Raw genomic sequence first — 20,522 nt, 5'->3', positions numbered from 1 at the left:
CCGCATGTCGCTGTGACTCGCCGCTGTGACTGAGCGCTTCAGTTGGCACTTGAGCACTTCAGTTGGCACCGTGAGTGCTTGAGACGGCAGCGCAGGGTACTGGCGAGAGCCTCTGAGCAGAGGCTTTTCCGTCAGGACCTGCACCGGGCCGATCGCGCGGGCCCCAATCCCGACGGTTGGTTGGCCCGCTCGATCGACCACCCCTCAGCCGACCCCGTCCGCGCCGCAGCCCTCCTCACTCTGAGCGTGCGCATCCTGGACGCCCCCGCCGAGGCAACGTCATCGCGTCGCTGATGTCCCAGATCCCCACGAACACCGGAGCACAACGCCGTCTCACGCAGCTCGCGGAGCACTGCTCGCCCGCCATGCGTACAACGATCCGCGAGAGCGTGCGCTACCGACGCGGGATGGCCGGCCCACCCGCCCACTTTCCCCAGCCGTCCACCCATCGGGGGCGGCTGGACCCGGACAGCATCCCGCCCCTGCTCCCGGGCAGCCCCGCTGGGCGAACTCAACGCTCCTACACGGCAGTTGCGCCGCGATGCCGCGATCCGTCTGGTCCAAATGGCCAGCGGGACATCGCGCGCCGCGGCGGCCCGCGCCCTGGGAATCGCCCCGGGCTCCTTTCCGTCCGCCAGCCTCTGCATTCGCCGATGGCAGCAGGCGCCCGGCAACGCACAGGCGTACCAGGCCGCACCACGACGAGTCGCTGGCATCGCGATGCGACACGGTGCAACGCCACGTGATGTCTCCACGTCCTGAACCGCGAGCGACCGGTAGAAGCGCAGATCCGATGGCGGTACTAGGGCGGCAGTCAATTCCTGTGGGATGTGGTGCTGGGCGTCGCGACGGATGGAGCGGTCATGTCGAGCAGGAGCAGCGCGTCGTGGTCGGGGCTGCCGGGTTCGGCGGTGTAGACGCCGATGCGCTGGCCGGGGGTGCCTTCGACGTGCAGGGACTGGGACGTGAGGGTGAGCGTGCCGACCTGGGGGTGGTGGAAGGTCTTGTGGGCGGGCTTGCGTCCCGTCACTTCGTAGCGTTCCCACAGGCCGGCGAAGTCGGGGCTCTTCAGAAGCAGCTCGCCGACGAGGTTGGTGAGGTCGGGTGCGTCGGGGGCGGTGCCGGCGACGGCGCGCAGGCGGGCGACGCAGGCGGTGATCTGCCGGTCCCAGTCGGGGAAGAGGTCGCGGGCCGCGGGATGCAGAAAGAGGTAGCGGGCGAGGTTGCGGTGCTTGGCCGGCCAGTCGTCCAGACCCGCGTACAGGGCGAGGCCGCCGGGGTTCCAGGCGAGCATGTCCATGCTGCGGCTGATGACGTAGGCGGGGTTCGGACGGAGCGATTCGAGCAGCAGCCTGAGGTGCGGTCGCACGGTGCGGCCGGGCGCGGGCGGCGGCTCGGACACGTAGCGGGCGGCGCGGGCGGCGAGCTCGCGCAGGTGCTGGTGCTCCTGGTCGTCCATGCGCAGGGCGCGGGCGAGGGAGTCGAGGACGGCGGGGCTCGGCCGGGTCTCCTTGCCGCGTTCCAGACGTACGTAGTAGTCGATGCTGATCCCGGCGAGGGTGGCCAGCTCCTCGCGGCGCAGCCCTGGGGTGCGGCGGATGCCGGCGCCGACGGTGAGGCCGACGTGTTCGGGGCTTGTCTGGGTGCGGCGGGCGCGCAGATAGCGGCCCAGCTCGGCGCCCTCACTGTGCGCGCTCTCGGATTCCATGACTCCAGTCTCACCCGATGAGCACCCGCCACGCAGGGCCGAGGGGGGCCCTGTCATTACCCCTGAACAGCCCGCCCTGCCACATGGGCGCAATCCGGGCGAAGGTGAAGGAGCAAGACGCCGGTATCCCGGTCTCTTCCCCGTGAGCTCAGGCGCGATCTGCCGGGCCGGGCGAGAGCGAGGGGCCGGGTACGCCACGGATCGAAAGAAGGCGAGATGCGGTACATCAAGCTGCGTGATCTGGAGGTTTCCCGGATCGGTCTGGGCGCGATGGGTATGTCCCACGGCTACACCGGCTCAGGCACCGATGACGCGGAGTCGATCCGGACCGTGCACCGGGCGCAGGAGCTGGGCGTCACGCTCATCGACACGGCCGAGATCTACGGCCCGTACACCAACGAGGAGCTGCTCGGGCGGGCGCTGAAGGGGCGCCGGGACCAGGTGGTGCTGGCCACGAAGTTCGGCCTGGTCTCGCACGGCGGTGACGGCGCCTGGAACCTGGATTCCAGCCCGGCCAACATCCGCACCGCCGTCGAGGGCTCCCTCAAGCGTCTGGGCACCGACCACATCGACCTGTACTACCAGCACCGGGTGGACCCGAACACGCCGATCGAGGAGACCGCCGGTGCCGTGGGCGAGCTGATCGCCGAGGGAAAGGTGCGTGCCTTTGGCCTCTCGGAGGCGGGCCCGGACACGATCCGCCGCGCCCACGCCGTCCAGCCCGTCACCGCCGTCCAGTCTGAATACTCCCTGTTCACTCGCGGGATCGAGGAGCGCGTGCTGCCCGTCCTGCGGGAGCTGAACATCGGGCTCGTGCCTTTCTCTCCGCTGGGCCGCGGTTTCCTGACCGGCACCGTGCGCTCCACCGACCAGTTCGACGAGAACGACTTCCGGCGCGACAACCCGCGCTTCACCGGTGAGAACTTCCAGCGCAACCTGGCGCTGGCCGACGAGGTCAAGGCCCTGGCCGATGAGGCCGGTGCCACGCCCGGTCAGGTGGCGCTGGCCTGGCTGCTCGCCCAGGGCGACGACATCGCCCCGATCCCCGGTACCAAGCGGGTGTCCCGCGTCGAGGAGAACACCGCCGCCGACGCCGTCACGCTGACCGCCGAGCAGCTCGACAGGCTCTCCGGCCTGCCGCCCGCTGCCGGCGCCACCCACACCGAGGCCCAGGCCCGAATGCTCGAACGCTGACACCCGTCACGACCCCCCAGCACGACCCCCGTTTGGAGTAGCACCTTCATGCGTGCAGCAGTGATGTACGGAGCCGGAGACGTCCGCGTCGAGGACCGGCCCGACCCCAAGATCGTCCAGCCGACCGACGCCGTGGTGCGCACGCTCGCCGCCTGTGTCTGCGGCAGCGACCTGTGGCCGTACCAGTCGATGCCCGCCACCGACACCGGCCGCCCCATGGGGCACGAGTTCCTCGGCGTCGTCGAGGAGACCGGCGCGGACGTGACCGGCCTGAAGACCGGTGACCTGGTCGTAGCCCCGTTCACCTACAGCGACAACACCTGCGACTACTGCGCCAAGGGCCTGCACATCTCCTGCCGCAACGGCGGCCGGTACGGCTTCGACGGCGTGGACGGCGGGCAGGGCGAAGCCGTCCGCGTCCCGCATGCGGACGGCACGCTGGTGAAACTGCCGGTGGCGGCCGACTCCGCGCTTCTGCCGTCCCTGCTGGCGCTGAGCGACGTGATGACCACCGGCCACCACGGCGCCGTCACCGTCGGAGTCGCCCGCGGCGACGCGGTGCTCGTCGTCGGGGACGGGGCCGTCGGCCTGTGCGCGGTGATCGCCGCCAAGCGGCTCGGCGCCGAACGGATCGTACTCGCCGGCCGTCACGCAGCCCGCACCACACTGGGCCGGCACTTCGGCGCCACAGACGTGGTCGCCGAACGCGGTGAGGAGGGCATCGCCCGTATCCGCGAGCTGACCGGCGGAGTGGACAAGGTGATCGAGGCCGTCGGCACCGGCCAGGCCCTGGACACCGCGCTCGGTGTGGTCCTGGACGGCGGCACCATCAGCCGCCTCGGTGTGCCCCAGTATGAGCAGGGCTCGATCGGCCCGGCCGTCTTCATGCGGAACATCACCCTGACCGGCGGCGCCAGCCCCGCCCGCGCCTACGTCGAGCATCTGCTGCCCGACGTCCTGGACGGCACCATCGCCCCCGGCCGCGTCTTCGACCGGACCTTCCCCCTCGACCAGACGCCGGACGCCTACCGGGCCATGGCCGACCGCCAGGTCCTCAAGGCCCTCATCCGTCCCTGACCCCCAACTCACCCGCACCACAAAGGACTTCCCTCATGCAGCACGTGACCTTGAACAACGGTGTCCAGATGCCGCTCCTCGGCTTCGGCGTCTACCAGATCCCCGCCGAGGACACCGAACGCGCCGTCTCCGACGCGCTGGCCGCCGGTTACCGCCTGCTCGACACCGCCGCCGCCTACGGAAACGAAGAAGCCGTCGGTTGCGCCGTCAAGTCCAGCGGTATTCCGCGCGAGGACCTGTTCGTCACCACCAAGCTGTGGGTCCAGGACGCCCCCGCCCAGGACAACACCAAGCACGCCTTCGAGACGTCCCTGAACAAGCTGGGCCTGGACTACCTCGACCTGTACCTGATGCACCAGCCCTTCGGCGATGTCTACGGCCAGTGGCGTGCGATGGAAGCCTTGAACCGTGAGGGTGTGGCCAAGGCGATCGGCGTCGCGAACTTCTACCCGGACCGGCTGATCGACCTGATCGTCAACAACGAGGTCACCCCGGCGGTCAACCAGATCGAGACCCACCCGTTCTTCCAGCGCGCCGACTACCAGGACCTGATGCGCGAGCACGGCGTGCAGCTCCAGTCCTGGGGCGGCTTCGCCGAGGGCAAGAACGACCTGTTCACCAACCCGCTACTGGCCGAGATCGGCAAGGAGTACGGCAAGTCGGTGGCCCAGGTCGTGCTGCGCTGGCTGACCCAGCGCGGCGTCATCGCCATCCCCAAGTCCGTACGAGCTGGGCGCATGGCGGAGAACGTCGACGTCTTCGACTTCCAGCTCACCGACGGGCAGATGGCCCACATCGCCACCCTGGACACCGGCAGCTCCCTGTTCTTCGACCACCACGACCCCGAGATCGTCACCTGGCTCGCGGGGCGCCGCCTGGACGCCTGAGCCGCACATGCACGGGGCGAGCAGCCCGACGCTTTGCCGACGTCGCTCGCCCCTCCTGCGCCCACTGCCTGCGCGAAGGACCTTCTGTGCACCAGCAGAACCGCACGACGGCCCGGCGCCGCACGATCCTGCGCGGCGCACTGCTGACCGGAGTCACCGCCCTGACCGCCCCCACCTCACCAGCTGCTCACCCGCCGGCGACCAGCCAGCATCCGGCCGACGGCGCACCTCATCGAGCCCGACCGCCAGCGGCTCGGCACGGGGCAAGGTGCTGCTCGCATACTTCTCGCGGCCCGGCGAGAACTACTACTACGGCGACCGCACAGTCCTGAAGGACGGCAACACCGAGGTCATGGCCCGAAAGATCCGCGACCTCATCGACTGCGACCTCTACCGGATCGAACCCGCCGACCCCTACCCGGAAAGCTACGACGCGACGGTGAAGCGCAACGTCCGTGAACAAGACGCCGACGCCCGGCCCGCCATCAAGGGCGCGCTCCCCGACCTCGACGGCTACGACACCGTGCTGCTGGGCAGCCCCATCTGGAACATCCGCGCACCCATGATCATGACGACGTTCACGGAACAGCTCGACTTCTCCGGCAAGACCGTCGTCCCCTTCACCACCCACGCCATGAGCGGCCTGGGCACCACCGCACGCGACTACGCAGCCTCCTGCCGCGGCGCCACCTTCGCCCAAGGTCTAGCCATCCAAGGTGAAGAAGTCGGGGAAGCAGGCAACGCCATCAGGACCTGGCTGGACCGCGTCGGTCGCGCTATCAGCCAACACGTCCGCTCCTCGTCGATGAGCGGTTAGAAGCGGACGACCACCCCGTCCTGCTGCGGCAGAGGCCCCCACTGTGCGCTTGAGTCGGCGAGCGGTGCCAACTCAAGTGCACAGTCACAGCTGTGGCTGAGCGCTTCAGTTGGCCACTGCGCGCGATAGATGGCCAGACGGTGCGCCGTGGTCGGCCACTCGAGTCGTCCCTGCGGCGGAAGGCCAGGAGCCGGCCGGGTGCGACGGGCCTCGCCGCCGGCGGCACGGTGACGGTGGTTCGGCCATGTGGCCGCGGTCGGCTCGCGCGCGTTGCCGGGCCGCGGTGCCGTTGACACGGATGCGTGACCACGTCCAGCGCGGAAGGGCGTCCGGCCCTCAGCCGTGGAAGGACAAGGCATGCACATATCTGGACCGACAGCGGGCCGTCGGGTCTGTGCCGCGGTCATCGCCGCGCTGGTGACCTGCTCGACCGTTCTGACCGGGCAGATCCTCGCCGCGGCCGGAGGCCTACCCACAGCTTCGGTGCCGGCCCCGAAGCTGGACTGGAGACCCTGCGTTCAAGGCAGCCCGTTCGACTGCGCGACCGCGAAGGTGCCGCTGGACTACAACGACCCAGGTCGTCGCACCATCGAACTGGCAGTCATCAAACGCAAGGCGACCGACCCCGGTCGACGCATCGGCACCCTGCTCTTCAACCCCGGCGGACCCGGCGGGCCGGGAACGGTCCAGATGCCACAGAACTACGAGTCTTTCCCGCGCGAGGTGCGGGAGCGGTTCGACATCGTCAGCTGGGACCCCCGCGGGATCGGCAGCAGCACCGCGGTGAACTGCTTCGCGACTCCCGGGGAGGCCGCCGAGTGGAACGCGGGCAAACCGGCCGGCGTCCCGGTGGGCGCACAGCAGCGAGCGACCGTGATCGCCGCGTACCGGGACCTGGCCCGGCGCTGCCAGCGGCGTGACCCTGAACTGCTGCGTCATGTGTCGACCGCCGACACCGCTCGCGATCTCGACGGGCTGCGCCGGGCGGTGGGCGATGCGCAACTCACCTACCTCGGACTCTCCTACGGCACGATCCTGGGTGCCACCTACGCCAACTTGTTCCCCGGCAAGGTCCGCGCCATGGTCCTCGACAGCGACATCGATCCGCAGGCCTGGACGAACCACTCCTCCGACGCGGACCCCCGGCTGACCACGTTCCTGCGTATGGGTTCGGACCGCGCCGCGGCAGCGGTCCTGGACCGGTTCCTCACCCTGTGCGGATCCACGGACACCGCGGGCTGCGCCTTCTCCGCCGGCAGCCCGAAAGCTACCCGGGGCAGGTTCGACCAGCTGATGCGGCGGCTGCGGGCGCATCCCGTGGGTGAGTGGACCTACGGCCGCACGGTCGCCGACGTGGTGAGCAGCCTCTACATAGTCCACCCGGGCTGGACGGACCTCGCCGGCAGACTGCGGAACCTCTGGCAGGGCCGCGTCCCCAAGACGTCCCCGCTCCCGCCCCCGCCACCGGTCCCGCATCCGAATCCGTACGTCGGCGAGGAACAAGCGGGGGCGGTGCTCTGCGGCGACAGCCCCAATCCGCGTGACCCCGCCGTCTACCCCGCCCTGGAAGAGGCCGCCGCCGGCCGCGCGGGCGACGCCGGACGCTTCTGGACCTGGGCCACCGTGGCGTGTGTCTCCTGGCCGGCCGTCGCGGCCGACCGCTACCAGGGCCCGTGGAACAGGCCGACGGCACACCCGGTCCTGCTGGTCGGCACCAGGTACGACCCCGCCACTCCCTACGCGGACGCGCAGGCGCTGGCCGGGGAATTGGCCGACGCCCGGCTGCTCACCCACGAGGGGTACGGTCACACCGCGCTGATCAACCCCAGCAGTTGCGTGAAGTCGTACGAGAGCCGGTACCTCGTCGACGGCACGCTCCCGCCGGCCGGAACGTCCTGCCGGCAGGACGAGCCCCCCTTCCCCGCGCCCAAGCCGGTCGGCGGCGGGATGACCGGCACCGTCCACTGAGTCGGCCGCAGCCACCCGGCCTGGGCACGGGCCGACTCGATCGAGCTCCAGAACGCTCACGGATCCACGAAGCGTGAACGCGAGCTTCTACCAGGACCGGACCGGCTGTCAGTGGGCCTACCTCCCGCACGATCCGCCACCCAGGAGCGCGACCTGCTTCTGCTTCGCCGCCTGGCGGGACGACCGAACCGGCCAGGCCATCCATGAGCTCCTGCCCTGCCAAGTCCGCGAACGTGCCCGCCGGTCAGCGAGGCATGGTCAATGGATGTGTATCTGCGGTCAGCGTTTGATGCCCACGCCCGCCAACAGGCTGATCTGGGCGTCCGCGGGCTCCGTCCCGTCGGCGGGACTGGCGGGCCGCCAGCGGTGGCAGCAGACGATTCCGGGTTCGATCAGGTCGAGCCCGTCGAAGAAACGGCGGACGTCGTCGTGCGAGCGGAACTGCACCGGAGACCCGGACTTGGTGTAGACCTCCGCGACCTTGTTCCAGGTGTCGGGGTCGAAGTCGGGCGTGCAGTGGTTCATGGCGAGGGCGCTGCCCGCCGGGAGCGGGTCGAGCAGCCGGCGGATGATGGCGTACGGGTCGTGCGGGTCGGTGATGAAGTGCATGAGCGCGTTGAGGGAGAGGGCGATGGGCTGGTCGAAGTCCAGGACCTCCGAGGCTTCCACGGCGCTCATCAACGCATCGGGGTCGGTGACGTCGGCCTCGATGTAGGCCGTGCGTCCCTGCGTCGTGCTGCGCATGAGGCGTTCGGCGTACTTGAGGACGAGGGGATCGTTGTCGGCGTACACGACGCGGGCATCGAGCGCGACGGACTGGGCGACCTGGTGCAGGTTGGGCTCGGTCGGGACGCCCGTGCCGATGTCCAGCCACTGGCGGATGCCGTGCTCCTGCGCCAGCACATGGGTGGCCCGGTGCATGAACGCCCGGTTCTCGCGGGCGGTCACGTAGATGCCGGGGTGGGCCTGGGCGGCCACCAGGGCTGCCTCCTTGTCGACCTCGAAGTGGTCCTTGCCGCCGAGGAAGTAGTCGTACATCCGGGCCGAGTGCGCCTTGCTCGTGTCGAGATCCCGGCCGGCCTGCCTGGTGGTCATGTTCTCCCCTTCAGGTGTGTGTCTGTCGGCCCGCAGGCCAAGGACGGGACCCGGTGTCGTCGTCCCTCCTACTGCCCGCCGCCGGTTCACCCGGCGGCCAAGTGATCGGCCAGGCCCTCTTTGACCCCGCGGACGAACGCGGCGATCTCCTCCGGCGTGTAGATCAGCGCCGGCCCGGCCGGGTCGGTCGACTGCCGTACGGCCACGCGGCCGTCGGCGAGCTGCTTCGCCTCCACGCACTGACCGCCGTTCGGCCCGCTCCACGGGCGCTCCCAGCCGTGCTCCCCGAGATCGCGGGCCGGCATCCCGTTGTACACGCCCTCGTCGGTGATCGTCATGAGTACTCCTTGCGCATGCGGTTCAAGAGAGCCCTGCTGTCCTCCGACGACGTCAGCAGCGCCATTCGGGAATGCGCCTCGAGATGCGCGACGACGTCCGCACGTTGGTCCAGATAGACGGAGGCGGACAGGAGTTCGCTGTAGACGATGTCCGGCAGCTCGGGTTCCTCGAACCGGAAATAAGTGAAGGGGGCGCACGCCCCGACATGGGCGCCGGCGGCGAACGGGACGATGTCGATGCTGATGTGCGCGAGCTCGGACACGTCCAGGAGCCGCTCGATCTGCTCCCGCATCACGTCAGGGCTGCCCACCGCCCGGTGCAGGACCGCTTCCTCCATGACCACCCACAACGTGGGGGCGTCCTCTCCCTCCAGCAGGCTCTGGCGGCGCAGCCGCAGCTCCACGCGGCGCGAGAGCTCCTCCTCGCTGCCGTTCGGCAACCCGCCGCGCAGCACGGCGCGGGCGTAGTCGGGAGTCTGCAGAAGGCCGGTGACGTACTGGGGTTCATAGGTGCGCAGGGTCTTGGCGTCGGTCTCCAGGCTGACATAGGCGGTGAACCAGCTGGGGACGGCGTCACGGTAGGAGTGCCACCAGCCGGGCTCGTTGGCCTGCTCGGCCAGGTCGACGAACTCGTCGATCTCCTGGCGGTCCGCGCCGAAGGTCTCCAGGAGCTTCTCCACGTAGAGAGGCTTCAGCGCGACCTCGGCCTTTTCCAGCCGGCGGATCGTCAGGGTCTTCACGCGCAGTGCCTTTGCCGCGTCCTCCAGCGAGGCACCGGCGCCGAGCCGCATGTCCTGCAGCCGACGGCCGAGGATCATGCGCAGGACTGTCGGTGCGCTGGTGCTGGAACGGGCTTCACTCACGCCCAACCTCCTGATGGTTCATCAACATCACCATTCTGGCAGTGACTTGAAGACGACGCCAGGGTGATACCCGCGCTGCTGAAATTATCAGGGAGTCGGTTGCAGCGTGATAGCGATCACGCGCATAGTTGGCATGTGAGCGGTCAAGTCACAGCTCTGACGCAGCATCCGGCCCGGACGGGACACGTGATGCTGATGCCGTCGTGGGCACCCCACCGCCGGGCACCTGCCTCGGCACACGCCTCTCACGCCTCGAGCTGCAGCCCGCATCCCCACACCGCGCCTGCCCCCCGGAAGGCACTGGAAGGCGATATCCGTGACTCTGCCCACCCCCTCACCTCCGGCCTCGGCCCCAGCCTTAGCCACGACCGTGCCTCGTCGGGAGTACTGGTTCGGCCTGCCCGCCCTGCGCACCAGCGCGAGATCCGCCCGCGACACCGTGCGCGACCGGCTCCGTGCCTGGAAGGTGCCCGGCGACACATGCTGCGACGCGGTGCTGCTGGTCTCCGAGCTGACCACGAACGCTGTACTCCACACCGACAGCGGTCATGTCCTGTGTGGCCTCACGCTGACCGGCGACGAGCGGCGCCTGCGTATCGAACTCCACGACGACGGCCGTACCCCGGTCCGCCCGCCCGAGCACCGCGCCGGCCCCGGCGAGGAGAGCGGGCGAGGCCTGCTCCTCGTCCAGCAACTCTCGGACCGCTGGGGCTCCGCACGCTCGACGCGGGCCGAAGGCAAGGTCGTCTGGGCGGAGTTGACGGCTCACCCCTGACGCCATGGGCACGGGCCGGCGCCGAATGTGGCGCCCGCCTCGGCAGGGAAAGCCCGGATGCAGCGTGGCCAGGCCCGGCCTGCTGCGCACCAGACCAGTTCCCCCGTTCAACGGCAGAGACCGCAGTCGGCACCGCACGGCCCCGCTACGTCCCCTCACGCGGCGAGGAACCCCTCCTCCTCGATCCACCTACAGAAGGCGCCCATGACCCCCCACAGCGAAACCGCTCCTCCTGTCGTGCTGTACGTATGCGCCGACCGAGCCCGGGGCGCACCCGGGGCAGCCACGCAGTGCGCGCAGACGGAAGGCCACGCGTTCGCCCAGGAGCGCGGACTGGCGATCGCCGAGGTCGTCACCGACACGTACGGTGAGCCCGACCCGGCCCAGCGCAGAGGGTGGCGGCGTGTGCGCCAGCTGGCACAGACAGGCCACGTCACCGCGGTACTCGTCCGCTGGCCCAGCGCCATTGCCCCGGAGTCCGCGCACGAACTCCGGCACCGCGAGACCGCCTGGCTCCACGACCACGGCGTGCGCGTCCAGTACACCTGGGCGCCCTTGTCTTCGAGGGGCGACGAGACTCTGTGATCCCGCTCGGCGATGTCCAGATCTTTGATTCACCTGGCCAGTGACGGTATTGAGATGTTGACGCAGTAGAGGGATGGTGCGCAGGTCAGAGGGCGTTGGCGCGTTTCGCGACCCCCGGCCGGCACGCGCATCTCCGTACCGGCTCACTGGCGCCCGGAACCTCCTTATGGGCTTCTCCCATCGGCCTCGCGCTCGCTCGGACCGCGACGTTCCGATGGTGTCGGCGCGCCCGGGCGCCCGCCGTCGACGACCCGTCACGTGTCATCCGGCGCGACTGCCTCGGCGGCCTCATCCATGAATACACGCAGGTGGCATCGGGCAACAGGGTTGTCGGCACGCACAGGATTCGACGACATCGGATTCGCTGAACTCCTTCAGCCCGGCGTCATCGTCGTCGCCCAGGGTGCCTCCGGCCTCGGCCGCACGGCCGCCGAACGCCTCTTCCGTCGGGGGAACTGCCGCCGGTGGGCTGAACACGCCGGGATCGGGCCCTCTATGAGGACGGCCTGTGGTTCCTTACGATGACCGCGTACAACTCACGATGACCGCGCACTCGTCATCCCAGGGCAGCCATCCGACGGCGAAAGGCCTGACGGCACAGTGGACGATCGTACGCTCGAGGCACTTGGACTTTCCGAAGCCCCCCGTGAGCACCCCCTCATCTACCCCGGCGCCTGGCCGACGGAATCCGGTCTCCTGCATCAGAACCGGTTCCTGCGCCTGAAGGCCATGGAGAACCGGCGGCTCGCCAAGTGGATGGTGGAGCAACCTCCCGGCGGTTTTCGCGCGGGCAAGACGGGCGACGGCGCGGTTCCCCTCAACTATGCCCTGATGAGCGCCAACCAGCCCCTGGTCGGGGACCGCTTCCCCGTCATCTCGGTCGGCTCCAATGCCTGCCCCGCCCAACTGCGGCACAAGATGGAGGGACTTGGAATCTCATCCACGATCCCCATGGTGAAGGCGCGGGTGACAGGGATCGGTATCGGGGTCTCGGCGTACGTCAGCCCGTTGGGCTATGTCTCGTCGTCGCCGTTCCACACGCCCGGGCTGAGCCGGGACCTGTTCATCACCTGGCTCGACGCCGCCCAGTTGGAGATCGTCGACGCCAGCGAGGGAGTCTCCCGTCCCGACGGCGAGTACGACCGGGTGCTCCTGCCGCCCGAGGACTTCCCGATGGAACTGGAATCGGGTGAACTACTCGGCGGCGCCTACCTCTACGTGCATCGCTACGGAGTCCTCCATGACGGCTCCGGGGACCCCCGTCCGCATCCCGGCGAGTACCAGCTCCTCAGCGAGCTCCTCTCTGAGTCCCGTCAGCTCAGAGAGTGGTTCGGGGACACACCCGAGGAGTTCAGCTCACGTTCCCGCGGGAACGAGCAGCTCTGTGAGAAGGGCACCCGCCTGTTCGCCGACGAGGGACGGCTGACGGACTCGGGACTGCGCCAGTACGTCACCGCCGAGCCGGCCACCACGGTCTACGACGACATCCACCCCGCCAACTCCGTCCCGACCGGGGCCTATCACACCGGGCGTACCCCGGACGCCTTCGACCAGCGCGGCGCCGGCGTCGTCCGCTTATCGAGCGCGGTCTCAGCCGCCCTGGGTGACCCCCAGTTCGCCATCGTCCAGAACGCCCAGATCCCCTCGGCGCGCCACGAGCGGCTCGGTGCGCTGGCCACGGTGATCGTGGCCGAGGACATACCAGCCCAGGAGACGCGCAGGGTCGAGGTCGATCATTCGCTGCGCGTCGGAGTCGGCCTCGAACCGGGAGAGGCCGTCACAGTGCGTGCCGCGCATCTGCCCCACACGCGGAGCAGATGGAAGGACACGTTATTCGGCCACGCCAACTATGTGACCTGCCGAGTCCAAGACGGCGACCGGGCCAGCGCGGAGCAGGAGGTGTGCCTGCTGGACACGCTGACGCTCGAACTTCTCGGCGTCTCCAGCGGGGACGAGGTGGTGCTGGAGGGCTTCCCCTACGACAACGGCTCGGTGCCCGTGCTCCAGCTCAAGGCGATCCGCACCAGCGAGGAAGTCCAGGAGCGCCGCAAGGAGTTGCACGGCGGCGACATGACGAGCCGCTATCCGAGTTCGCTGGACGCCCTGGGGACCTTTCCGGACCTGCCCTGGGTGTTCCTGGACCGGCGGCTGTGGTCGGGGCTCGGGCTGGACGGCCAGTGGCTGGCCACCGTGCGCATCCGGTGCAGTCGCTCCTACCAGCTCAAGAAGGAACTCCGGGAGATGGTGTTCCTCCTGGGCATCGCGTTCATCGGCGTGGTGACGGTGCTCAAGAGCGTGGTCTGGCAGGCGGCCAGCCTCGCCGTGCTCGTCCTCCTCGTCGGGTTCGTGGTGAACGTACGCCTGCGCAGTCGGCTCAATCAGCGGGCCAAGCGGATCGGGTCCAGGCGGAGGTGAGTCGGCGCGGGACGGGGCTCAGCAAACCGTGCCGTACGGACTGCGGGGCAGGAGTGACGACGCGAGCCGGTGGTGGCGGCATTGGCAGAGCCGCCATGTGGTGCCCCGGCTACGTGGCCGAGATCGTCAGGTCGTCCCGTCGCGGCGACGCGAAACCCGCCTGGTCTGCCGGCATCAGACCCGTCACCCGTGCCACCCCCTCGATGTCCAGGGCGCCGCAGTCCGGGCCGCGCAGCAGGTAGCCGCTGAGGGCCTTGACGGCGGCAGGCGCGTCCATGACGTCGCCGTCGGTGGGGGGCGGCGTAGCGGGCGAGGCGGGCCGCGGCCTGGTCGAAGCCCTCGCGGCGTGTGGTCGGGGGCGGCACGGCGGTTGATCTGCGACGGCGCAGCTGGCGCCGGGTGGGTGGTTCTTGGCTCTTCAGGACGTGGCCGCCGGGTGGACGGCGATGCCCACGGTGGACGCCCTGCTGCCGTGGACGAGTTCCGGCAACGGCCTTCTGCCTCACGCGGGTACGAGGGCTGCGTGGTGCGGTGGGGGCGTGGGCTCGGCCCCGCCGGGACGCTCGTCCTCGCTGTGCTGTTCGTCGTCCGGTGTGAAGCCTCCGGCAGAGCGTGAACGGTTCGGCGACGAGCCCGACGCCTTCTTGATCATTCTAGGTTCCGGGGCGTTCGCCCGTGCCGACGGGCGTACCCTCTCCTCCCGCTGTCCGCCTCGCTCCGGTAGCACGCGAGGAGCGTCGGGCTGGTGAGACCGGTGTTCAAGGTAGGTGGGAACCCCACCTCTGTCCGGTCGGGATTTCCGGAGTCCGGCAACCGGCCCTACCCCCACCATCAAGAAGGCATCAACTGTGCGCTACAAAGGCGTCAGGATGTCGGCAGGAACACGGGGACAAGGTATGACCGAGCGCGGGCGGGCCGTACCGGAGGAGTACCTCGACGGTTTCGCCGCCATGCTTGCCGACGCCGGTACGACCGGGCGCCGACTCAACCGCGACGAGCTCGCCTCGCGGCGTGATCTGGGGGAGCGGGCAGCGGAGGCCGGCCTGGGGCTGCGTGCCCTGGTCGGCGCGCATCTGGCGTTCGCCCGTACGCACGTGGGCGGGGGTGTCACGTTGGACAGCGTGCTCGGCGCGCTGGAACAGGCCGTCGACGCCTTCGCCGAGGGTTACGAGCGCGCCCAGCGCCTGGCCGTGCGCCAAGAGGAGGCGGCTCGCCGGGAGTTCATCGACGACCTGCTGTACGGGCGCAGTGATCTGGGGTTGCTCGCCCAGCGCGCGGAACGCTTCGGGCTGCGGCTCTCGTACGCGCACGCCGTGGCGGTGGCGCAGGGCGAGGTCGCGTACGACGCGGGTGATGCCGTGCCGCGGGATGTGGAGCGGGCGCTGATCTCCCGGTTCGGTGACCGGAGCATCCTTCTGACCACCAAGGACGGCCGGTTGATCTGCATCGCGCCGGGCGACCATGACGATGTGCTGGCGTTCTTCGCGAAGCAGGCGTACGCGGCCACGGACGGCGGTCGTGTCGCCATCGGCCGCGCCCAGCCGGGGCCCGGCGGCGTCGTCCAGTCGTACGAGGAGGCACTGGGCGCCCTCGAGCTGGCCGAGCGGCTGGAGTTCGACGTCCCCGTCCTGCGCTCGGCCGACCTCCTCGTCTACCCGGTCCTCACCCGCGACCGGCAGGCCATGGCAGACCTGGTCACGACGACGCTCGGTCCGCTCCGCAAGGCGCGTGGGGGCGCCGTACCGTTCATCGAGACTCTTGCCGTCTACTTCGACTCGGGCTGTGTCGCCGCCGAGGCAGCCCGCCGCTTGTCGCTCAGCGTGCGCGCCATGACGTACCGCCTCGAACGCATCCACAAACTCACCGGGGCTGACCCCGCCGACCCCGTGCACCGCTACACGCTGCAGACCGCGGTCATTGGCGCCCGGCTCCTCGACTGGCCTGCTCAGCCGCTGTGACGTGCTTCGGCGTCATCATGCGCACGGGGCGCACGGGGACGAGCGCGAGCAGAAGACCCGCCGCGCCGTCTCGCTCGCTCGCGACGCCCGCGACACCTTCGGCCCGGCCCCGGCCGTCGCCGACCGGTGCGCCGAACTCGCTGCCCGCATGGGCGACGCCCCGGCCGCCGGCCACCTCTTCGAGGAGCTGACCTGCGCGCCCGACGGCTTCGTCACCTCGGCCGCCGCCCGTACTCTCCTCGTCAAGTTCCGCCGTGCTGCGAAGAGTTCGGCTTACGAGGCCGACCTCGCCGGTGTGACCGACCCCGCCGCTCCCTCGCCGAGGTCTGGCTGTCCTCGTATGCCGCCTCCTCGACGACGCCCGCACCGAACCGCGCTTCCAACTCCAGAGCTCCTACCGCGACCTGAACAGGATCGTGGCACGGATCGACCCGGCGATGAACGCCGCCGAACTCTCCGCCGTCCTCGACGACCACTACGCGGCCCGGGCCCAGACGCTCACCGCGAGCGCCGAGGCAAGTCTGCTCAAGTTCGGCGAACCGCGTGGCACCCGCACGCCCCAGCAGGCCGAACGCCGGGCGGAGTTGAAGGCCGCCCACGTCCGCGCCCGCACGCTCGGGGCCCGGACGGCGACCCGTCGTCCGCGCGGTCGCCGCGCTGGGCCTGCCGGCCGACCGCATCGCCGCTGTCGAGTCCGCGGTCACTCGCGTCACCGCCCCCGTGCGTAGGCAACTGTTGTCACTCGCAGTGCAGCGCCGCCGCTGTCGATGTACCTCAGTCCGGTGGCGAAGGCCGTCCCGGCTCCGCGCCGTAGGGTTGCCGGTATGGATCTGGATGGGCTGTGCCGGGCTGTCGACGAGGAGTTCGCCGTTACTGGGGTGGACACCCCTCCCTGGCCCGATCCGCATCCGGGTGGCGAAGTGCGGGACGAGGAGTATTCACGGTGTCTGGAGCCGGCGAAGTACCTCGTTCTCGCTGCCCGGGCCGAGGCCTGGACACGGGCGTTGTCCCGGCTCGGGCTGGCCGAGGTGGAGACGGTTGCGGACCCGGTGGCGATCTGGCGGCGGGCGCCGGGCGTGGGGGTGAGCGACGCTGTCCGGCTGCACCCCGTGCGCGCAGAGGCCGTACCTCTCGTCTTCGGGTTCTCGGCCATTGACAAGGTTCCCAGGACGGTTCTCGTGGTAGGGGCGGGGGAGCCCGCGGTGAGTCTCGAGCAACTTCCGGACTGTGGTTGCGATGCCTGTGACAGCGGTTCCGCCGACCTGCTCGAGGTGGTGGACGAAGTAGTGGCCGCCGTGGTCACCGGCACGTTCGTGCACGTCGACGCCGGGCGGGGGCGAGAGATCGTGTGTACAGGGGACAGCTGGTCGGCGAGCAACTGGGATGCATCCGGACCGCCGGTCGAGGAGGCGCTTGCCGCGGCGAGGGCCGGGCGGTCGCCGTTCCGCGTTGTGCGTGGGACGGCCTGGGAGTGATAACCCGTGGACGGAGAGGACGCCGTTGCGGAGGCTGACCGTCCCGAGCGGAAACGGGGGCAGTTCGCTCCGCAGCACCCCGATTCGCCCAACGGGCGCGGGAAGTACGTTTTCTGGGAGCAGAGGCATGCGCCGCAGGTGGTGGCCGTCGCCTGCCAGTGAGGTCACGTCACACGAAATCGATCACCGCCACTGACGCCGTCCTCTTCTGTGGTGATGCCGCTGAGCAGGGCGACCGACGGAGTACGAGTCGCTGGTCGTCGGGGAGAATTACCGGACGGGTGAGATCGACGATCCGCACGCCATCGCCGGAGTCACCCCTCGTCCTGTTTTTGCACGCGTGCTGCGTCCTGGGCGCGGAGCAAGGACTTGACCACCTTGCCTCCCCCGTTACGGGGAAGCTCGGTGACCAGCACGAGGTCCTTGGGCCTCTTGAAAGAGGCGAGCTTTCCATCGAGGAACCCCGTCAGTTCACGCAGCGAAAGGTCGGCTCCCGGGGTGACGGTGACGTAGACGACCGGCACCTGGCCCCAGCGCTCGTCGGCCCTGCCGATCACTGCGACCTCCCGTACGCAAGGGTGCGTGGCGACGGTGTTCTCCAGTTCGGCGCAGTAGATGTTCTCGCCGCCGCTGATGATCATGTCCTTCTTGCGGTCGACGACCCAGACGAAGCCTTCGTCGTCCTGCTTGACCAGGTCACCGGAGTGGAACCAGCCGCCTTCGAAGGCCTCCGCGGTCTCCTGCGGCTTCTTCCAGTACCCCTTCGTCAGCGTGGGCCCGCGGTAGACGATCTCACCGACCTCGCCCACGGCGACGTCGTTCATGTCCGCGTCGACGACGCGGTACTGGATGCTCGGGATCGGCCGGCCGACCGAGCCGAGCTTGCGCAGGGAGTCCTCCCCACGGAGCACGCAGGTGATCGGCGAGGTCTCGGTCTGGCCGAACACGGCCACGTTGAGTGCGTCGGGGAACCGCTCGCCCATGGCGCGCAGGGTCGCGTCGCTCGCGGGGGCGGCCCCCCAGCTGATGATCCGCAGCTTCAGGTCCCGCTTGTCGATGTCGGGCTGGGCGCAGAGCAGGTCCCACTGCTGCGGAACGTTGAACACGACGGTGGCGCCCTCGCGTTCATAGGCGTCGAGCACCGCCTGCGGGTCGAAGGCCCCCAGCGGATGGATCACGACCGCGCTGCCGACCACGAAGTTCGCCACCATCGAACCAAGGCCCGCGATGTGGAAGAAGGGCGCCGTCAGGAAGCCCACATCGGAGTCGTCGAACATCTCCATCGCGCGGATGCACGTGATCGCCTGTACCTGCATGTTGCGGTGGGACAGCAGCACCCCCTTCGGCCGGCCGGTGGTGCCCGAGGTGTACATGATCAGCGCGGTCGACTCCTCACTGATGTCGGGCAGTTCCATCGGCTCGTGCGCCGACAGGAAGTCCTCGTACGCGATGTACGCGATGCCGTCTTCGGCCTCGGCCTCGCTCGATTCGCCGATGACCACGACCGTGCCGATCGACGCGGTGCTCGGTACGGACCGGAGCAGCGGCAGGAGCCGTGCGTCGACGACGATCGCCGAAGGAGTGCAGTCGGTCAGGATGTAGTCGAGTTCCAGAGGCGCGAGCCGGAAGTTGAGCGGCACGGCCAGGGCCCCCAGGCTGTTCGCCGCGAACACGCTTTCCACGAACCATGGATGGTTCAGCGTGAGCAGGGCCACGCGGTCACCCGCGGCGACGCCTCGGACGGCGAGCGCGGCGGCCAGTTGCAGCGACCGTCGCGACAACTGTGCCCAGGTCGTGGTCACCCCGAGATGGCGCAGCGCGGGCTTGTCGGGTCGCGTCATCGCGTGGGTGGCGGCCTGGGACATCCAGTGGTGCCGGAAGGACCAGGCGGGCGCCGTGTCGGTCGACATGGGCGACTCCTCAGGGGCGTAAAGGGGCGTATCGATCGGTGGTCGCTGCGGCATTGTGCCGTTCAATGTCACTGTTCGAGAAGCGTCGTGACGCATTTTGTTAACGGAGAATCACGTGGGTGGCGTCTGCGACCCGCTGGTCGCGCGGTCCGCACGCGGGTGGCCCCGGGGCCTGCTCGACGTGTGATTGACTGGGCCGTATGGCCCCGTCTCCGCATTCGTGTGTGCGTTCATGACCGCCGAGCCGACCGCGGCCACTCGCCCCCGCAACCGCAGGCAGCTCATCGTCGAGGCGGCCGGCCGGCTCTTCAGTGAGCGCGGCTACCACGCGGCGTCCATGGAGGAGATCGCCGCCGGTGTGGGCATCACCGCCACGGCCGTGTACCGGCACTTCCCGAACAAGTACGCACTGTTCGCCGAGTGCGCGCATGTCATGGTGGACCGACTCGTCGGCGCGCTCGACGAGATGCCGCCCGAGGCGGCCCCGGCAGACGTGCTCACCGCCCTCATCCGGGTCACCGTCGCGCATCGCGCGTCGGGCGGCGTGTACCGATGGGAGGCCAGGTACCTCGACCGTGACGATCGCAGGCTTCTCAGGGCGAAGTTCGGGCGCGTCGTCGGGCGGGTCACCGAGGCGGTGCGGCGCGAGGGTCCGCTGTCCGACGAGCAGCTGCGGGTTGTGGCGGCTCTCGGCGCGATCGGGTCCATCACGATGCATCGCACCTCCATTGCTCAACGTCGGCTCGAGGAACTGCTGTTGGCGTGCGCCCTGCGCGTGATCGCGACCGACCCCGTACCGGCCATGAGGAGCAAGTGCTCCGTCGAGCTGCCGGCCCTGCCGGTGGCGCGCTCGCGGCGTGCGGAGATCCTCGCGGCAGCCGTCCCGCTGTTCGCCCGGGACGGGTTCGCCAACGTCACGAACGGCCAGATCGCCGAGGCGGTGGGGCTGGCCCCGTCCGCGCTCTACCGTCACTACCCGGGCAAGGTCGACATCCTGGCCGCGGCATGCCTGCAGGCGGCGGGGCTGCTGGCTCAGGCGGTGGACCGGAGCCTGCAGGAGGTGGCCGATCCGCATGACGCCGTCGTGGCGCTGGCGGCGACGTACGTGGCCTACAGCTTCGAGCACACCGCACTCACGAGCGTTGCCGAGGCCGAGTGCGTAGGCCTGCCGGCCGACCTGCAGCGCCCCTTGGTCCTTGCGCAGCGTGAGCACATCGCCGTCTGGGAGCAGCAGTTGCGACTGGTGCGTCCGGAGCTGGACCCGCGTCAGGCCCGGGTGCTGGTGCACGCCGGGTTCGGCGTGGTGGTCGAGGCCGGGCGGAGACTGCGATGGCAGGACCGCCCTGACCACCGAGCCGCCGTGACCAGCCTGGTCGCGGGCGCCCTGGGTCTCTGAGCAGAGCCCTGGGTTTCTGAGCGGAGCCCTGGGTTTCTGAGCGGAGCAGCCCTGGGTTTCT

Annotated in this window: 16 protein-coding genes and 4 pseudogenes; 14 read left to right on the top strand and 6 right to left on the bottom strand. The window is 69.7% G+C overall.

Going from position 1 to position 20,522, the window contains the following annotated elements; all coding sequences use genetic code 11:
* Positions 1 to 814: 814 nt before the first annotated feature.
* Positions 815 to 1,708 (bottom strand): helix-turn-helix transcriptional regulator, encoded by an 894-nt coding sequence (locus tag OG698_RS08095; RefSeq protein WP_406102312.1) that lies wholly within the window; start codon positions 1,706 to 1,708, stop codon positions 815 to 817.
* A 216-nt stretch (positions 1,709 to 1,924) separates the two neighbouring features.
* Here OG698_RS08095 and OG698_RS08090 point away from each other — a divergent pair, with 216 nt between their 5' ends.
* From OG698_RS08090 to OG698_RS08065, 6 genes and pseudogenes are all read left to right on the top strand, one after another.
* Entirely contained in the window at positions 1,925 to 2,902 is a 978-nt protein-coding gene (locus OG698_RS08090) for an aldo/keto reductase (RefSeq protein WP_406102310.1), read from the top strand.
* Positions 2,903 to 2,950: 48 nt separating this feature from the next.
* Complete coding sequence (locus OG698_RS08085) at positions 2,951 to 3,979, top strand: zinc-binding dehydrogenase (protein WP_406102309.1); 1,029 nt, start codon at positions 2,951 to 2,953, stop codon at positions 3,977 to 3,979.
* Positions 3,980 to 4,014: 35 nt separating this feature from the next.
* The gene (locus OG698_RS08080; protein WP_406102307.1) at positions 4,015 to 4,866 is read left to right on the top strand and encodes an aldo/keto reductase; all 852 of its coding nucleotides are present in this window, start codon (positions 4,015 to 4,017) and stop codon (positions 4,864 to 4,866) included.
* Positions 4,867 to 5,134: 268 nt separating this feature from the next.
* Positions 5,135 to 5,683: a flavodoxin gene (locus OG698_RS08075; RefSeq protein ID WP_406102305.1), complete on the top strand. Its 549-nt coding sequence runs from the start codon at positions 5,135 to 5,137 to the stop codon at positions 5,681 to 5,683.
* Between the two features lie 357 nt (positions 5,684 to 6,040).
* Positions 6,041 to 7,651, top strand: a complete 1,611-nt coding sequence (locus OG698_RS08070) for an alpha/beta hydrolase (protein WP_406102303.1) — start codon at positions 6,041 to 6,043, stop codon at positions 7,649 to 7,651.
* A gap of 73 nt (positions 7,652 to 7,724) precedes the next feature.
* Positions 7,725 to 7,895, top strand: a pseudogene (locus OG698_RS08065) (transposase); the annotation flags it as partial.
* A 35-nt stretch (positions 7,896 to 7,930) separates the two neighbouring features.
* Here OG698_RS08065 and OG698_RS08060 read toward each other — a convergent pair.
* The 3 genes from OG698_RS08060 to OG698_RS08050 all read right to left on the bottom strand — a co-directional run bounded on the left by OG698_RS08060 (position 7,931) and on the right by OG698_RS08050 (position 9,947).
* Positions 7,931 to 8,746: an SAM-dependent methyltransferase gene (locus OG698_RS08060; protein ID WP_406102301.1), complete on the bottom strand. Its 816-nt coding sequence runs from the start codon at positions 8,744 to 8,746 to the stop codon at positions 7,931 to 7,933.
* Between the two features lie 86 nt (positions 8,747 to 8,832).
* Positions 8,833 to 9,084, bottom strand: a complete 252-nt coding sequence (locus OG698_RS08055; RefSeq protein ID WP_383095727.1) for a DUF397 domain-containing protein — start codon at positions 9,082 to 9,084, stop codon at positions 8,833 to 8,835.
* Complete coding sequence (locus OG698_RS08050; RefSeq protein WP_406102299.1) at positions 9,081 to 9,947, bottom strand: helix-turn-helix domain-containing protein; 867 nt, start codon at positions 9,945 to 9,947, stop codon at positions 9,081 to 9,083. The genes OG698_RS08055 and OG698_RS08050 overlap by 4 nt, the downstream gene beginning before the upstream one ends.
* Positions 9,948 to 10,317: 370 nt before the next feature.
* On the opposite strand from OG698_RS08050, the gene OG698_RS08045 reads away from it, so the two are divergent.
* The 4 genes and pseudogenes from OG698_RS08045 (at position 10,318) to OG698_RS08030 (ending at position 13,722) form a co-directional block, all read left to right on the top strand.
* Positions 10,318 to 10,722: an ATP-binding protein gene (locus tag OG698_RS08045; protein WP_406102298.1), complete on the top strand. Its 405-nt coding sequence runs from the start codon at positions 10,318 to 10,320 to the stop codon at positions 10,720 to 10,722.
* A gap of 204 nt (positions 10,723 to 10,926) precedes the next feature.
* Positions 10,927 to 11,307, top strand: a complete 381-nt coding sequence (locus OG698_RS08040) for a hypothetical protein (protein WP_406102296.1) — start codon at positions 10,927 to 10,929, stop codon at positions 11,305 to 11,307.
* Between the two features lie 333 nt (positions 11,308 to 11,640).
* Positions 11,641 to 11,757: pseudogene (locus OG698_RS08035) on the top strand (LacI family transcriptional regulator); the annotation flags it as partial.
* A gap of 150 nt (positions 11,758 to 11,907) precedes the next feature.
* A complete protein-coding gene (locus OG698_RS08030; RefSeq protein ID WP_406102295.1) occupies positions 11,908 to 13,722 on the top strand; it encodes a hypothetical protein in 1,815 nt (604 codons plus the stop codon).
* A gap of 109 nt (positions 13,723 to 13,831) precedes the next feature.
* Here OG698_RS08030 and OG698_RS08025 read toward each other — a convergent pair.
* Positions 13,832 to 14,066, bottom strand: a pseudogene (locus tag OG698_RS08025) (DUF6986 family protein); the annotation flags it as partial.
* 552 nt (positions 14,067 to 14,618) lie between these two features.
* On the opposite strand from OG698_RS08025, the gene OG698_RS08020 reads away from it, so the two are divergent.
* The 3 genes and pseudogenes from OG698_RS08020 (at position 14,619) to OG698_RS08010 (ending at position 17,155) form a co-directional block, all read left to right on the top strand.
* Complete coding sequence (locus OG698_RS08020; protein WP_406102293.1) at positions 14,619 to 15,680, top strand: PucR family transcriptional regulator; 1,062 nt, start codon at positions 14,619 to 14,621, stop codon at positions 15,678 to 15,680.
* A 353-nt stretch (positions 15,681 to 16,033) separates the two neighbouring features.
* Positions 16,034 to 16,421 (top strand): annotated as a pseudogene (locus tag OG698_RS08015) (ATP-binding protein); the annotation flags it as partial.
* An 83-nt stretch (positions 16,422 to 16,504) separates the two neighbouring features.
* On the top strand, positions 16,505 to 17,155 hold the full coding sequence (locus tag OG698_RS08010; RefSeq protein WP_406102291.1) for a DUF6226 family protein: 651 nt from the start codon (positions 16,505 to 16,507) through the stop codon (positions 17,153 to 17,155).
* A 314-nt stretch (positions 17,156 to 17,469) separates the two neighbouring features.
* Here the strand turns inward: OG698_RS08010 and OG698_RS08005 are convergent, their stop codons facing one another.
* Entirely contained in the window at positions 17,470 to 19,065 is a 1,596-nt protein-coding gene (locus OG698_RS08005; protein WP_406102289.1) for a long-chain-fatty-acid--CoA ligase, read from the bottom strand.
* A 232-nt stretch (positions 19,066 to 19,297) separates the two neighbouring features.
* On the opposite strand from OG698_RS08005, the gene OG698_RS08000 reads away from it, so the two are divergent.
* Entirely contained in the window at positions 19,298 to 20,461 is a 1,164-nt protein-coding gene (locus tag OG698_RS08000) for a TetR/AcrR family transcriptional regulator (RefSeq protein WP_406102288.1), read from the top strand.
* The last annotated feature ends 61 nt before the right edge of the window (positions 20,462 to 20,522 follow it).

It is taken from the genome of Streptomyces sp. NBC_01003, from assembly GCF_045162695.1.
GTDB lineage: Bacteria > Actinomycetota > Actinomycetes > Streptomycetales > Streptomycetaceae > Streptomyces.
This window is presented reverse-complemented; position numbering and strand designations above follow the sequence as displayed.

Coding starts and splice junctions, on each gene's coding strand:
- OG698_RS08095 (WP_406102312.1), bottom strand. CDS start 1,708: ATGGAATCCGAGAGCGCGCACAGTGAGGGCGCCGAGCTGGGCCGCTAT.
- OG698_RS08090 (WP_406102310.1), top strand. CDS start 1,925: ATGCGGTACATCAAGCTGCGTGATCTGGAGGTTTCCCGGATCGGTCTG.
- OG698_RS08085 (WP_406102309.1), top strand. CDS start 2,951: ATGCGTGCAGCAGTGATGTACGGAGCCGGAGACGTCCGCGTCGAGGAC.
- OG698_RS08080 (WP_406102307.1), top strand. CDS start 4,015: ATGCAGCACGTGACCTTGAACAACGGTGTCCAGATGCCGCTCCTCGGC.
- OG698_RS08070 (WP_406102303.1), top strand. CDS start 6,041: ATGCACATATCTGGACCGACAGCGGGCCGTCGGGTCTGTGCCGCGGTC.
- OG698_RS08060 (WP_406102301.1), bottom strand. CDS start 8,746: ATGACCACCAGGCAGGCCGGCCGGGATCTCGACACGAGCAAGGCGCAC.
- OG698_RS08055 (WP_383095727.1), bottom strand. CDS start 9,084: ATGACGATCACCGACGAGGGCGTGTACAACGGGATGCCGGCCCGCGAT.
- OG698_RS08040 (WP_406102296.1), top strand. CDS start 10,927: ATGACCCCCCACAGCGAAACCGCTCCTCCTGTCGTGCTGTACGTATGC.
- OG698_RS08020 (WP_406102293.1), top strand. CDS start 14,619: ATGACCGAGCGCGGGCGGGCCGTACCGGAGGAGTACCTCGACGGTTTC.
- OG698_RS08010 (WP_406102291.1), top strand. CDS start 16,505: ATGGATCTGGATGGGCTGTGCCGGGCTGTCGACGAGGAGTTCGCCGTT.
- OG698_RS08005 (WP_406102289.1), bottom strand. CDS start 19,065: ATGTCGACCGACACGGCGCCCGCCTGGTCCTTCCGGCACCACTGGATG.
- OG698_RS08000 (WP_406102288.1), top strand. CDS start 19,298: ATGACCGCCGAGCCGACCGCGGCCACTCGCCCCCGCAACCGCAGGCAG.